Here is a 12,867-nt window from a genome sequence, read left to right as displayed (position 1 = left end):
CGGGTCTGGGCCCGGCGGCGGCAGTGGACCGCAGCGTTGCGCGGTCAGTTGGCCAGCTGGCAGGTGGCTGGCTTGGCCGAGGTGAACAGGGCCGGGGTGGCCCACTCGGGGTGATCGATGAACGGGTTGCGATTGCCCTGGAAGCTGTAGACCACGTCATTGCGGGCACGCTCGGCATCATCCGGCGGATCGGACAGGTGCCAGTCGATCAGCGTCGACAGCAGGCCCATGTAGGCCGGCGAACTGCTGGTCTTGACGATCTTGCTGCGGTCGTCGGTCAGCTCCAGGTCCGGCTCGGACTGACCGGTGGCCGCATCCTTGCCACCCTCATAGCGGATCGCCATGTACATCACCGCACGCGCCATGTCGCCCTTGCGCTTGCCCCACACCTCGAAGGTGCCGGTGTTGCCGTCCGGCGTGCGCACCCAGTTGGAATTGCCCGGGTAGCCACCGCTGCCGCCGCCCTGCCCATTGTTGGCTTCGGTGGCACGCTCGCCGCAGCTGGCATCGCACTTGGCGAACGGCTTGTTGCCACGGTCGGCGTTCCACTGCGCGTCGGTCAGGTACAGCATGTGGGTGTCGGTGTACGGCGCGTAGGGCAGGCCCTTGTCACCGGTGGTGGTGGCAAAGCCCAGCGAGTTCGGCCAGGTGTGCTCGCGGTTGTAGGTCAGGCCGCTGCCGGTGCCCGCACGATCACTGACCTTGGCGTAGCTGCGGTTGCGGTAGGCATCGAGGATGCGGTTCGGGTTGTTCGGATCCTCGTCGGCGATTTCCAGGATGGTCCAGGTGCTGGTGCCCGAGCCGCTGTACGGGTAGGCGGTGTGGCCCTTGATGGTGGCGTGCAGCGAGCAGCGCAGCTGGCTGGGGCTGCTGGTGTTGACCCTGGAGTAGTAGCCGGCCGGCACGCCCGGGTTGCCCGGGTCCGGATTGCCGCCGGTGCTGGCCACGGTGAAGGCGATGCGGCTGTCGGCGGCCGGATGCGCGCCCTGCAGGTCGGTGATGCGCGCGGCGCGGATGTCGAAGCGGCAGGCTTCACCGGCCACCAGCGCGGTATTGGTGGACAGCTTCACGCTGCGGCCGCTGGCCGGGAAGGTCAGCGGCACGCTGCCGGAGGTGCCGCAGCTCAGGGCGAAGGCGCCACTGGCCAGGTTCACCGTCTCGCTGAACACCACTTCCAGGTCGGCGGCAGCGGGGAAGGTACTGCTGCCCTGCGCCGGGGTGGTGGTGGAGACTGACGGCGGCGTGTTGGGGCCTGGCGTGCCACCGCCGCTGAAGGTCTGGCCGTTGTTGCAGCTGCCGAACGTCTGGCCGGCAGATTCGGCCCAGGTGAAGTGGGCGTACTGGCTGCCGCTGCCGGTCAGCTGCAGCGAGGTGCCCGGCGCGGTGCTGTTGCTTTCGGCCACCGGGATGTTCTGGCTGGTCATGCCGGCAGCAGGGCCACCGGAGGCGGTGATGGCACCCTCGTAGCTGAGGAACTGGACCACCTTGCCGCTGGCATCGACCAGCGCGATGCCGTCGTTCGGTCCGTTCTGGATGCCGTTGGTCGGATAGTTGACCACAGCGATACTGGCGCTGCCGCAGCCGGCGGCGGTGCCGGCCGGGACCGGGGTGTTGGCATAGACGGTGGCGGCCGACGGATTGCTGCCGTTGTAGAGGTACAGGCGGTAGCCGGACAGGTCCTCACCGGCAGTGGCTACGACCTCGATCGCTTCGCCGACGTCACCGGCGGCGGTGCTGTCGTCGTAGTGCAGTTCATTGATGAAGACCTCGGCCTGGGCCGGCGCGGCGGCCAGCGCCAGCAGGCAGGCGGCGGCAAGCGGGGACAGCAATCGCATCGACTACTCCTTGTGATTGGGAATGCCTGACCGAGCCTAAGGCCGATCCAGTGACACTTTGTCGTAAATGAACGTCAGATATCTGACAGTGCGACGCTTGTCACCGAAATTGTCCAGGACCGACGCCTTGGCCGACGCGCGCGGGCGGAAAAATTTTTTTCATTCCGCCCTTGAAAGGGGACGGCGGGGCTCCATCTCTGCCCTGCTCCCGACGTTGTCGGGTTTCTTCACGTGCGGTTCTGGCACTCGCCCGGGGTGAGTGCTAACATCGCCGGACTTTTTTAGACCAATCAATCACTTAAGAGGTCTCCTATGAGCATCAAGCCGCTGCACGACCGCGTTGTGGTCAAGCCGATCGAAGCCGACGAAATCTCCGCCGGTGGCATCGTCATCCCCGACTCGGCCAAGGAAAAGTCCACCAAGGGTGAGGTCGTGGCCGTCGGCCCGGGCAAGCCGCTGGACAACGGCAACGTGCGCGCGCCGTCGCTGAAGGTCGGCGACAAGGTCATCTACGGCCAGTACGCCGGCAGCTCGTACAAGAGCGAAGGCGTCGAATACAAGGTCCTGCGCGAAGACGACGTGCTCGCCGTCATCGGCTGAGCCTCGGCGCGACCTGTTTCAACCTGATCCCAAACTCCCAGCCGCCGGGCATCGTCCGGCGCTACCAATGAGGTAAATGCAATGGCTGCCAAGGATATTCGTTTCGGTGAAGACGCCCGTTCGCGCATGGTGCGCGGCGTCAATGTTCTCGCCAATGCCGTCAAGGCCACCCTGGGCCCGAAGGGCCGCAACGTCGTGCTGGAAAAGAGCTTCGGCGCCCCGACCATCACCAAGGACGGCGTCTCCGTCGCCAAGGAAATCGAACTGGCTGACAAGTTCGAGAACATGGGCGCGCAGATGGTGAAGGAAGTTGCGTCGCGCACCAACGACGATGCCGGCGACGGCACCACCACCGCCACCGTGCTGGCCCAGGCCCTGATCCGCGAAGGCGCCAAGGCCGTTGCCGCCGGCATGAACCCGATGGACCTCAAGCGCGGTATCGACAAGGCCGTTTCGGCTGCCGTCGCCGAGCTGAAGAACATCTCCAAGCCGACCGCCGACGACAAGGCGATTGCCCAGGTCGGTACCATCTCGGCCAACTCGGATGAGTCGATCGGCCAGATCATTGCTGACGCGATGAAGGAAGTCGGCAAGGAAGGCGTCATCACCGTTGAAGAAGGCTCGGGCCTGGACAACGAGCTGGACGTGGTCAAGGGCATGCAGTTCGACCGCGGCTACCTGTCGCCGTACTTCATCAACAACCAGCAGTCGCAGACCGCTGACCTGGATGATCCGTTCATCCTGCTGCACGACAAGAAGATCTCCAACGTCCGTGACCTGCTGCCGGTGCTGGAAGGCGTCGCCAAGGCCGGCAAGCCGCTGCTGATCGTCGCTGAAGAAGTCGAAGGCGAAGCGCTGGCGACCCTGGTGGTCAACACCATCCGTGGCATCGTCAAGGTCGTGGCCGTCAAGGCCCCGGGCTTCGGCGACCGCCGCAAGGCGATGCTGGAAGACATGGCCGTGCTGACCGGTGGCACCGTGATCTCCGAGGAAGTCGGCCTGTCGCTGGAAAAGGCCACCATCAAGGACCTGGGCCGCGCCAAGAAGGTGCAGGTCTCCAAGGAGAACACCACCATCATCGACGGCGTCGGCGACAAGGCCAACGTTGATGCACGCGTGGCGCAGATCAAGACCCAGATCCAGGACACCTCCTCGGATTACGATCGCGAGAAGCTGCAGGAACGCGTGGCCAAGCTGGCCGGCGGTGTTGCCGTGATCAAGGTCGGCGCCTCGACCGAAATCGAAATGAAGGAAAAGAAGGATCGCGTCGACGACGCCCTGCACGCCACCCGTGCAGCCGTTGAAGAAGGCGTGGTCCCGGGCGGCGGCGTTGCCCTGGTCCGCGCGATCACCGCGCTGGCCGGCCTGAAGGGTGCCAACGAAGACCAGAACCACGGCATCCAGATTGCCCTGCGTGCGATGGAAGCCCCGCTGCGCGAGATCGTGGCCAACGCCGGCGACGAGCCGTCGGTCATCATCAACAAGGTTAAGGAAGGCACCGGCAGCTTCGGCTACAACGCGGCCACCGGCGAGTTCGGCGACATGCTGCAGTTCGGCATCCTGGACCCGACCAAGGTGACCCGTTCGGCGCTGCAGAACGCGGCCTCGATCGCCGGCCTGATGATCACCACCGAAGCCATGGTTGCCGAAGCTCCGAAGAAGGACGAGCCGGCCATGGGCGGCGCTGGTGGCATGGGTGGCATGGGCGGCATGGGCGGCATGGACTTCTAAGTCCACGCCTCCGGCGGTCGTCGCCGGCCTCGGTCGGCACGCCTTCCCGATGTGATGTAAGGAAGAACCCCGCCGCAAGGCGGGGTTTTTTGTTGCCCGGTTGCCGTCGCCGCAGTGCATCGCTACGCTCGGTGACCATGCCTACCTCGTTCATCGTCGTTGACGACTTCCTTTCTCCCGCCGATGCGCAGGGGTTGCGCCAGGCGGCACTGGGCCTGGACTATCCCGTCCAGGAGGGCGCATTCCCCGGCCGCAATTCACAGCAGCGGCTGGAGCTGGATGGACTGTCCGGCGCGGTCTCGCGACTGGTCAACGAACCGCTGCGGCCGGTCAACCCGCTGCAGTCGCACGGCAAGTTCCGCCTTACCCTTGCCGGCGACATCGGCCGCGCCAAGGTACACGCCGACCACTCGCACTGGTCGGGCATTCTCTACCTGAGTGCACCGGAGCACTGCGAGGGCGGCACCGAGTTCTTCCGCCACCGTCGTACCGGCACCGAACGCATGGCCCTGGATGCGGCGGAGCTGGCCGCATTGGGCTACGCCAACGGCGGCGACATGCATCGCGACATCATCGAGCGCGACAGCAACGACGACAGCCAGTGGGAAATGACCATGCGCATTCCGATGCGCTTCAACCGGCTGGTGCTGCTGCGGCCCTGGTTCTGGCACACCGCCGGGCCAGCGTTCGGTGATCGACCGGAGAATGGCCGGCTGGTGTACCTGATGTTCTTCGAGCAGGCGCGCTGAGGAGTGCCATCCACGCATGGCGTGGATGCTCCCCTCCCAGCCGCGTTCGCCATGCAGGCGTCATCGCACCCTCATTCGACGAATACCTTCGCCGCGCCATACTCCCACTGCCACGGCACGCCGGTATCGCCCAGTACGAATGCCACCAGTGCCGGGAACGCAGCTTCCGCCCGTACATCGTTGCCCAGGATCACCACGCAGCGTCTGTACCGTTCGATGCACACCAGCGTGTTGCCGACCGCATCGTCGTGGCCACCCTTGTAGAAGCCTGCGCCCTGCGGGCCGCGGAACGTCACCACGCCCAGGCCCGCAGCCAGATCCTTGCGTTGCTGCGCCACGGGCAGCTCTGGCTGCAACGTGGGGAACTGGCTGGCGGTGGTGATCGGCAGCTGCGGCCGCACCAGTTCCCTGCGCATTGCAGGCGACAGCCCATCGCCGCGGACATAGCCGGCAGCGAAGCGCGCCATGTCGGCGATGGTGGTATCCATCGAACCGGCCGCACGCACGCGGCTGCGTTCATTGTGCGGCTCGGCCGTGCCTTCCGCCGTCCAGCCATCGGCCAGGTTGGCGGCGAAATCCTCACGCCACATCATGCTGGTGTGGACCATGCCGAAGCGGTCGAATACCTGCCGCTGCATCAATGCACCCACGTCCTGGCTAAGCCGTCCACGCTCGATCACGAACTGCAACAGGATCAGCCCTTCGCCGGAATACCCATAACGACTGCCCGGATCGAAGTGGAACTTCAGGCGGCCATCGGGTTCCAGGAACCCGAAGTTGGCAAAGCCACTGGAATGGTTGAGCAGCAGGCGCGGGGTGAGCTGGCGCCAGCGCGCATCATCGGCCAGTACGCTGTAGTCGGCGTACTTCTTCGGCTCCGGCGGGTAGTCCGGCAGCGGCTTGTCCAGCGCCGTAGCGATGCTGGCGTCCAGCTCGATCCGTGCGTCCTGGGCAAGCTGTGCGACCAGGTGGCCGAACGCCATCTTGGTCAGCGAGGCGGCGTACATCACGGTATCGGTGCGCAGCGGCTCGCCTGCGGCGTTGCGTTCGCCGTAGGCGGCCACGTGTACCACCTTGCCGCCATCGATCACCGCCAGCGCCATCCCGCGCGCATGCGCCGCCTGCATCAGCCGCTGTGCTTCGGCATCGATGCGCGCGGGCGAGGGTAGCGGCGGCGCGGCCAGCGCGGCCGGCGGCAGCAGCGTCAGCAACAGCAGGACAGCACGGCGCATGCGTGGAACTCCTGGCGGGACGTGGCGCGATGCTACGCCTGCCAGCTCCCGCCGTCATGCGCCGGACGTCAGCCGGGTCGGCGCAGGCAGATCCGCGCGGCACCCGCACCGATGTCCACCTGGCCACCGCGCATCGCGTCGGCACCGAGGATCAAGGCCGGTCGCGCCTCCAGGCCGATCGCCCTGAACACCGGCAGTTCGCTGATCCGGACCTCCATCGGCGGGTGCTGCCAGTTGCCGCCGGTCATGCCGGGCAGGGTGTACAGCCAGGTTGCCTGTGCACCGCCACCCAGCCCCTCGGTGCCCTCTTCACGTGCACGCACCCGAGCATCGCTGCCGTCGGTGCGCAGGCCCAGTGCGCGGGCTGCTTCGGCGTTGAGGACGGTCTGCGCGGCACCAGTGTCGACCACGGCGATGGCGTCCACGCCGGGCGTACCCAAGGCAAGCGTGATGAAGCCGAACTGGCGCAGGCCGTCATCGCGGCCGGGCAGCGCATTGGGTTGGCAACCCGGCCCTTCCAGGTCCAAGCCGCCGGGTGTCCACAGCGCCAGTTGATTGCGGCCGAAGTCCCAACGGGTGTCCCAGCGCCCGGTCAGGTCGTTGCCGATCAAGCCGTCAATGGCCGGATCATCGCCCTTCGCCAGCGATGACAGGTCGACCTGCATGCCGCTGGCCTTCAATTGCCAACTGCCCAGCTGCCACGCTGTGCTGCGCATGCGCTGCAACCGCGCCGCCTTCGCGCTCGCGCCCTGGGCCTGCGACACTGCCGCTTCCGCATCCTGCAAACCGTAGCGCCGCACTACGCGTGCATCGACCAGGGTTGCCCCGGCGGCACTGTCGACCACGAAGCGCAGCGGCTCTGAACGCCCGTCCAGCGAGACGGCCACTGCCGGATGACCGCCCTGCATCCACATCGGCAGGACGTGCTCGGCGGCATCGGAGGCGAGCGCCGGCAAGGGGATGGCGAACAGGGGCAGCAGGAACAGGCGCAAGGGGAGACTCCGCAGTGATCGTGGGCGACCATTGGCGCGCAGCGGCGTATCACCGCGATATCGGCATTGATACCGTCCTGATACACAGGTGCGGGATACTGGGGCAATGAACACTCCCATCCGCGTCATCGTCGTCGATGACGATGCCAGCATTCGTGACGCCATCGCCGACCACCTGCTGCTGCACGGCTACCAGGTGCGTGTGGCGGCGGATGCAACAGCGCTGGACGTGTTGCTGCAGGTTGAACGACCTGACCTGATCATCCTCGACTGGATGATGCCTGGTGAGGATGGCCTGTCGGTATGCCGCCGGCTGCAGGCGCGGGCGATCCCGATCCTGATGCTGTCGGCGATGGGGGCGGCGCCGGATCGCGTGATCGGCCTGGAGATGGGCGCGGACGACTACCTGGCCAAGCCGTTTGACCCGCGCGAGCTGTTGGCGCGGGTACGCGCGCTGCTGCGCAGGCAGGACAAGCTGCGCGCACAGGTGGCCAGCGAGCTGCGGTTTGATGGCTGGCGATTGCTGCCTGACCAGCGTCGCCTGTTCGCGCCGGATGGTGCCGAACTGGCGCTGAGCCGCGGTGAATTCTCCCTGCTGCTGGCACTGGCTGAACGTCCCGGGCGGGTGCTGGCGCGCGAGCAGCTGCTGCAGTTGAGTCGCGGAGAAGCCAGTGACAGCGTGGACCGTGCCGTCGACCTTGCGATCAGCCGCCTGCGCCGCAAGCTCGGGCAGGCCGCGTCCGGCGCTGAAGCCCTTGTGCAGACACTGCGCGGTGAAGGGTACCGCTTCAACGCGGAGGTAGGGGTGTTGTGAGCAGCCGGTGGTCGACCACCCGCTGGATCGCGATGCTGGCCTTGGCCAGCCTGCTGCTGGCAACCCTGGTCAGCGTTGCGGTAGTGGGGTGGATGCCCCGGCCCGCGCCGCCACCGATGCGGCTGGACCATGCGATGCAGGTGCTGCGTGGGGAACAGGCGCCGGCGCCACTGGGATTGCATATGTCGACGCAGGACGCGCCACCCCGGGGCAGCGCCAGTGACTGGCTCACCCAGTTGGCGGCGGTGCAGATGGACCTGCCGGCCAGGAATGTACGCCTGGTGTGGACGGGGCAGGGCAGGGCGCCCGATGTGCAGGTCATCGAGGGTGGCGCGGTACTGGACGCCTCCGCTCGTGCTGGCGTGCTGAAATCGCAGGCCGCGTTGCTGACCGCCATGCAGTGGCCGCCATTCGAACTGGGGATGCGGCAGGCCGATGGCCGATGGCGGGTGGTCGGCAGCGACCACAGTGACCTGGCGGCCTGGCGCCGCCAGGTGATGCTCGCCCTGCTGGGCGGTGCGATCCTGCTGGCACCTCTGGCGGCGTGGGCGGCGATCCGGTTGGGGCGCCCGCTGCGACGCCTGGCTGAAGCCAGCGCACGGGTCGACCTGCAGGCTGAAACGCCATTGCCTGATGACGGTCCACGCGAAGTGCAGGTACTGGCCACAGCGATCAGCACCGGTCGCGAACGTCTGCGCGCCCAGGCAAGGGACATGACGCATATGCTGGCGGCCGTGGCGCATGACCTGCGCACGCCCCTGACCGGCCTGCGCCTGCGCGCGGAGTTCGCTCCCGCTCCACAGGCCGCCAGGATGGTGGCAGACATCGAGCGCATGGATACGATGATCGAGCAGGTGCTCGACTACGCACGCGGTGAGCTGCAGCCGTTGCAGATGCGCATGCTGGATCTTTCAGCGCTGCTGGAGGAGTGCGTGCAGGCGGCGCTGCTGCGCGGGGTCGACATTTCCCTTCAGGGCCCGGATACGTTGCCGTGGCATGGCGATGCGCTACTGCTCCGGCGCGCGGTCGACAATCTCATCGACAACGCCGAGCGCTACGCGGGTGCCGTGGAGCTGTGGGTCGCCATGGCGGGTGACGGGGTTCAGCTGGACGTGATGGACCGCGGCCCTGGCATCGCCGAGATCGATCGCGCACGCCTGCTGCAACCGTTCCAGCGTAGCGAGGGCTCGCGTAGCCGCGCCACCGGGGGTGCCGGACTTGGACTGGCCGTGGCTGCCAACGTGGCAAAGCGCCACGCGGGCGAACTCCAGCTGCTGCACCGCGAGGGCGGGGGACTGATCGCGCGGCTGCTGCTGGGACGCACTTCCTGAGTCAACTCCGATTTGCTTCCACTGGCTATTCCTCCATATAATTAGGTGCCTAATCATAAAGTGAATAAAGGATGATCGAAGCCAAGCATCAGGCGTTGCTGGAGGAAGCGCAGCGGCGCGGCCACGCCAACATCGCGCAGCTGCGCCTGTGCTTCCAGCTGCTCTCGTTGTCCTCGTCGATCGATCGCGACTGCGCTGCACGGTTGGCACCGCACGGGCTCAGCGAGGGTCGCTTCATCGTGCTGTTCCTGCTGCACGGGGCCGGCGGCGCACTGGCGCCGCACGCGCTGGCCGAGCGCGCTGGCGTGACCCGGGCCACCATCAGCGGCCTGCTCGATGGCCTGCAGCGCGAAGGCCTGCTGCAGCGTCGCAGCGATGGCGAGGATGGCCGTCGTCTGCAGATCGTGTTGACCGCACCGGGCAAGCGTTTGGCCGAGTCGCTGTTCGAGCAGCACACACAATGGATCAGCGGCCTGTTCAACGGCCTGGATGCTGATGAACGGCAGCAGCTGTCACAGCTGCTGCGCAAGGTCTGGCAGCACACGGACACCGGGCGGGAAGCCTCCGCATGAGCACGCCCATTCCCGCGGACCGGCTGCGTGCACTCAACAGCGGTGATGCCGCTGCCACGCATCTGGCCGAATGCCTGGCAGTGGATTTCGCCGCACTGCTACAGGGGGTGGCACCTGTGCTCGAGCCGGAAGCGCTGCAACGTATGCGCAACGCCTCCGGCAAGGGCATCACCCAGCGCATGGCGCTGGCGGCGCGGTTGCTGCGCGAAGCCGGGCAGGGTGATCCCTCGCGCTGGCAGGCACACGCATCAGACACCGTGCGTGGCTGGGCCTGTTACCTGATTGGCAGCGATGCCGGCGCGGCGCTGCCGGCCAAGCTGCGGGCGATGCGTTCGCTGGCTGACGACCCGCACTTCGGCGTGCGCGAATGGGCATGGCTGGCGCTGCGCAGCGACATCGTTGCCGCACCGTTGCAGGCGCTTGAGTACCTGCAAGTGTGGGCGCAGGAAGCATCGCCTTACCTGCGCCGCTTCGCCTGCGAAGCGCTGCGCCCACGAGGCGTGTGGTCCACGCATATCGTGCTGTTCAAGCAGCATCCAGAACTCGCATTGCCGATGCTGGAAGCAATGGCCAACGACCCGGCGCGCTACGTGCAGGACTCGGTCGGGAACTGGCTCAACGATGCCGGCAAGACTCAACCGCAGTGGCTGCGTGAGCTGTGCGCGCGGTGGCAACAGCAACACCCTGGCGATGCCAATGCCTACATCCGCAAACGCGCCCTGCGCTCGTTGCGGTAGTACCGGCTGCCGGCCTGCAATCTCATCAACCTCAAGGAAGACCTTCCATGTCCTACACCCTCATCGAGCTCTACACCGCCACCCCGGCCTGGACCGCTCTCCCGCCTGACCAACGCACTGCCTTCTTCACCCGCATCGGCGCAGGCATGCAGCAGTTCGATCCGGTTCGCATCGCACCGGTGGCGATGGGTCGTGTCGCGGAGGGCGCAGCGCACGGTGGCAGCGAGCAGTTCTACGCTGTATGGAGGTGCGCGAGCCGGGAAGACGCCGACGCCCTGCTGGAAGGCATTGCCGCCACCGGTTGGCATCAGTACTTCGCCACCACCAATGCCGTCGGCGCAGACGATGGGATGGGGCAGCACCTTGCCGACCTGGCCGCCTTGTAGCAGCGCCTCCGGACGCGCATGGCACATGCGCCTGTCCCCCGGACGCGGTAAACAGGACATTGCCCATGTCCATCCGCAGGGAAGTTGATCATGCAGAGCACGCTCCAGGTAACGCTGTACGGCCCGCAGGGCGATACGCCGGCACTGCAGCTGCCGCAGATGGAAGGGCCCTCGGTGGCCATCCCGGAAGCGGTACTGCGCCGGCTGGTGTCCGATCTCTACACAACCCGTTCCCTGCTCAATCCCGAGCAGCTGGACGAGGCCCGGCAGGAGCTGGACCGCGTGCTGGAGCGCTGGGCCGACATCCACGAAGGCCTGCTGCTGGACGTGGAAGTGCATGGCAGATGAGCGACGTTGCACAGCGGCCACCGCGTGCGCTGCGCAGTCAGGCGCATCACTGAACCGCGCCCCCAGTTGCGGATGAAACATTTTGCACTGCGCAAAAGCTGTGCTATCAATAGATCCCATGAACGCAGCCGCTACCCGCTTTTACTGGTATTACTTTCCGAAGCCACTGGCGGAGGAAGGACTGCGCTCACCCTGAAGAAAGCTTCAGACGCATTCCCGAAAGCCGCCAGCGAACCTGGCGGCTTTTTTCATGCCGCCACGCTGGGGACCCCCAACGTTCCGGAGATCTCCTGCAATGCCCCCGCACACCGACGACCTGCGTATCCGCACCATCGAACCGCTGACACCGCCTGCCCAGCTGCTGGCGATGCTGCCCTGTGACGATGAAGCTTCCGACACCGTCAGCGCCTCGCGCGCGGCCCTGCACCAGATCCTGCACGGCCGTGACGACCGCCTGGCGGTGGTGGTGGGCCCGTGCTCGATCCATGACCCCAACGCCGCCATCGAGTACGCCCAGCGCCTGAAGCCGCTGCGCGACGCGCTGGCTGGCGAGCTAGAAATCGTCATGCGCGTGTACTTCGAGAAGCCGCGCACCACGATGGGCTGGAAGGGCCTGATCAACGACCCGGACCTGGACGGCAGCTTCAGGATCGACAAGGGCCTGCGCATCGCCCGTGGCCTCCTGCGCGACATCAACAAGCTCGGCCTGCCGGCCGGTGTTGAATTCCTCGATGTGATCTCGCCGCAGTACATCGCCGACCTGGTGGCATGGGGCGCGATCGGCGCACGCACCACCGAAAGCCAGGTGCATCGCGAGCTGGCTTCGGGGCTGTCGTGCCCCGTCGGCTTCAAGAATGGCACCGATGGCAACGTGAAGATCGCCGCCGACGCGGTGGGTGCGGCATCCAACCCGCATCATTTCCTGTCGGTCACCAAGCAGGGGGGCACTGCCATCGTGTCGACCACCGGCAACCCGGATTGCCATGTGATCCTGCGCGGTGGCAAGCAACCGAACTACGACGCTGGCAGCGTGGCTGAGGCCTGCCAGGTGCTGGCCAAGGCCAAGCTGCCGGCGCGCCTGATGATCGATGCCAGCCATGCCAACAGCCTGAAGAACCCCGAGAACCAGCCGAAGGTGATCGACGACATCGCCGTTCAGTTGGAAGACGGCGAACAGCGCATCGTGGGCGTGATGATCGAGAGCCATCTGGTTGGTGGCCGCCAGGAACTGGTGGAAGGCCAGCCGCTGGTCTACGGGCAGAGCATCACCGATGGCTGCATCGACTGGGACACCACCGTGACGGTGCTGGAGCGACTGGCTGCGGCCGTGCGCGCCCGTCGCGACGTGAAGGTGTCCGAAGCCGCCTGAGTGCGGCACGTGTGTGGATGGCGGCCAGCGCCTGCGGGGGTGCGGCCGCGATCAGGGCCGGCCGGAGTTGGAGACCGGCCCATCTGCACCGGCGATGCGCCTGGCGCTGCGCATGAGCGACAGCGCCAGGTACATCGCCGGGGTGGTGTGGATCCCGACGAACGCGTTGGA

At 66.6% G+C, this 12,867-nt stretch carries 13 protein-coding genes; 10 read left to right on the top strand and 3 right to left on the bottom strand.

All coding sequences use genetic code 11. The annotated features are described in order from the left end of the window. Nucleotides 1-44 precede the first annotated feature (44 nt). Nucleotides 45-1,835 (bottom strand): endonuclease, encoded by a 1,791-nt coding sequence (locus tag ABGA94_RS10530; RefSeq protein WP_053496937.1) that lies wholly within the window; start codon nucleotides 1,833-1,835, stop codon nucleotides 45-47. 312 nt (nucleotides 1,836-2,147) lie between these two features. Here ABGA94_RS10530 and ABGA94_RS10525 point away from each other — a divergent pair, with 312 nt between their 5' ends. From ABGA94_RS10525 to ABGA94_RS10515, 3 genes are all read left to right on the top strand, one after another. Further along, nucleotides 2,148-2,435, top strand: coding sequence for a co-chaperone GroES (locus ABGA94_RS10525; protein ID WP_005411227.1), 288 nt, complete (start codon nucleotides 2,148-2,150; stop codon nucleotides 2,433-2,435). A gap of 81 nt (nucleotides 2,436-2,516) precedes the next feature. Then, nucleotides 2,517-4,166, top strand: a complete 1,650-nt coding sequence (groL, locus tag ABGA94_RS10520; protein ID WP_005411226.1) for a chaperonin GroEL — start codon at nucleotides 2,517-2,519, stop codon at nucleotides 4,164-4,166. Between the two features lie 137 nt (nucleotides 4,167-4,303). Next, nucleotides 4,304-4,915, top strand: coding sequence for a DUF6445 family protein (locus tag ABGA94_RS10515; protein WP_053497029.1), 612 nt, complete (start codon nucleotides 4,304-4,306; stop codon nucleotides 4,913-4,915). 71 nt (nucleotides 4,916-4,986) lie between these two features. Here ABGA94_RS10515 and ABGA94_RS10510 read toward each other — a convergent pair whose 3' ends face one another. Then, complete coding sequence (locus ABGA94_RS10510) at nucleotides 4,987-6,147, bottom strand: serine hydrolase domain-containing protein (protein ID WP_375367221.1); 1,161 nt, start codon at nucleotides 6,145-6,147, stop codon at nucleotides 4,987-4,989. 68 nt (nucleotides 6,148-6,215) lie between these two features. Beyond that, complete coding sequence (locus ABGA94_RS10505; RefSeq protein ID WP_005419669.1) at nucleotides 6,216-7,139, bottom strand: aspartyl protease family protein; 924 nt, start codon at nucleotides 7,137-7,139, stop codon at nucleotides 6,216-6,218. A 106-nt stretch (nucleotides 7,140-7,245) separates the two neighbouring features. On the opposite strand from ABGA94_RS10505, the gene ABGA94_RS10500 reads away from it, so the two are divergent. The 7 genes from ABGA94_RS10500 to ABGA94_RS10470 all read left to right on the top strand — a co-directional run bounded on the left by ABGA94_RS10500 (nucleotide 7,246) and on the right by ABGA94_RS10470 (nucleotide 12,696). After that, entirely contained in the window at nucleotides 7,246-7,953 is a 708-nt protein-coding gene (locus ABGA94_RS10500; protein ID WP_053496943.1) for a response regulator, read from the top strand. Between the two features lie 32 nt (nucleotides 7,954-7,985). Next, nucleotides 7,986-9,284 carry a sensor histidine kinase KdpD gene (locus tag ABGA94_RS10495; protein WP_032954575.1) on the top strand — a complete coding sequence of 433 codons (1,299 nt, stop codon included), beginning with the start codon at nucleotides 7,986-7,988 and terminating at the stop codon, nucleotides 9,282-9,284. A gap of 71 nt (nucleotides 9,285-9,355) precedes the next feature. After that, nucleotides 9,356-9,856, top strand: coding sequence for a MarR family winged helix-turn-helix transcriptional regulator (locus ABGA94_RS10490; protein ID WP_005419666.1), 501 nt, complete (start codon nucleotides 9,356-9,358; stop codon nucleotides 9,854-9,856). Next, nucleotides 9,853-10,593 carry a DNA alkylation repair protein gene (locus ABGA94_RS10485; RefSeq protein ID WP_111128774.1) on the top strand — a complete coding sequence of 247 codons (741 nt, stop codon included), beginning with the start codon at nucleotides 9,853-9,855 and terminating at the stop codon, nucleotides 10,591-10,593. The genes ABGA94_RS10490 and ABGA94_RS10485 overlap by 4 nt, the downstream gene beginning before the upstream one ends. Nucleotides 10,594-10,640: 47 nt before the next feature. Next, nucleotides 10,641-10,979 (top strand): DUF6616 family protein, encoded by a 339-nt coding sequence (locus ABGA94_RS10480; RefSeq protein WP_005419664.1) that lies wholly within the window; start codon nucleotides 10,641-10,643, stop codon nucleotides 10,977-10,979. Between the two features lie 90 nt (nucleotides 10,980-11,069). Next, nucleotides 11,070-11,327, top strand: a complete 258-nt coding sequence (locus tag ABGA94_RS10475; RefSeq protein WP_005419663.1) for a hypothetical protein — start codon at nucleotides 11,070-11,072, stop codon at nucleotides 11,325-11,327. Between the two features lie 295 nt (nucleotides 11,328-11,622). After that, nucleotides 11,623-12,696: a 3-deoxy-7-phosphoheptulonate synthase gene (locus tag ABGA94_RS10470; protein ID WP_375367219.1), complete on the top strand. Its 1,074-nt coding sequence runs from the start codon at nucleotides 11,623-11,625 to the stop codon at nucleotides 12,694-12,696. Nucleotides 12,697-12,867 lie beyond the last annotated feature (171 nt).

The organism is Stenotrophomonas sp. 3diitr2024, from assembly GCF_042136455.1.
In the GTDB taxonomy this organism is placed as follows: Bacteria; Pseudomonadota; Gammaproteobacteria; order Xanthomonadales; family Xanthomonadaceae; genus Stenotrophomonas; species Stenotrophomonas sepilia.
The sequence above is the reverse complement of the archived record's forward strand: the minus strand, read 5'-3'. Positions and strand labels throughout refer to the sequence as shown.

Coding starts and splice junctions, on each gene's coding strand:
- ABGA94_RS10470 (WP_375367219.1), top strand. CDS start 11,623: ATGCCCCCGCACACCGACGACCTGCGTATCCGCACCATCGAACCGCTG.
- ABGA94_RS10480 (WP_005419664.1), top strand. CDS start 10,641: ATGTCCTACACCCTCATCGAGCTCTACACCGCCACCCCGGCCTGGACC.
- ABGA94_RS10485 (WP_111128774.1), top strand. CDS start 9,853: ATGAGCACGCCCATTCCCGCGGACCGGCTGCGTGCACTCAACAGCGGT.
- ABGA94_RS10475 (WP_005419663.1), top strand. CDS start 11,070: ATGCAGAGCACGCTCCAGGTAACGCTGTACGGCCCGCAGGGCGATACG.
- ABGA94_RS10510 (WP_375367221.1), bottom strand. CDS start 6,147: ATGCGCCGTGCTGTCCTGCTGTTGCTGACGCTGCTGCCGCCGGCCGCG.
- ABGA94_RS10490 (WP_005419666.1), top strand. CDS start 9,356: ATGATCGAAGCCAAGCATCAGGCGTTGCTGGAGGAAGCGCAGCGGCGC.
- ABGA94_RS10525 (WP_005411227.1), top strand. CDS start 2,148: ATGAGCATCAAGCCGCTGCACGACCGCGTTGTGGTCAAGCCGATCGAA.
- ABGA94_RS10515 (WP_053497029.1), top strand. CDS start 4,304: ATGCCTACCTCGTTCATCGTCGTTGACGACTTCCTTTCTCCCGCCGAT.
- groL (WP_005411226.1), top strand. CDS start 2,517: ATGGCTGCCAAGGATATTCGTTTCGGTGAAGACGCCCGTTCGCGCATG.
- ABGA94_RS10495 (WP_032954575.1), top strand. CDS start 7,986: ATGCTGGCCTTGGCCAGCCTGCTGCTGGCAACCCTGGTCAGCGTTGCG.
- ABGA94_RS10500 (WP_053496943.1), top strand. CDS start 7,246: ATGAACACTCCCATCCGCGTCATCGTCGTCGATGACGATGCCAGCATT.
- ABGA94_RS10530 (WP_053496937.1), bottom strand. CDS start 1,835: ATGCGATTGCTGTCCCCGCTTGCCGCCGCCTGCCTGCTGGCGCTGGCC.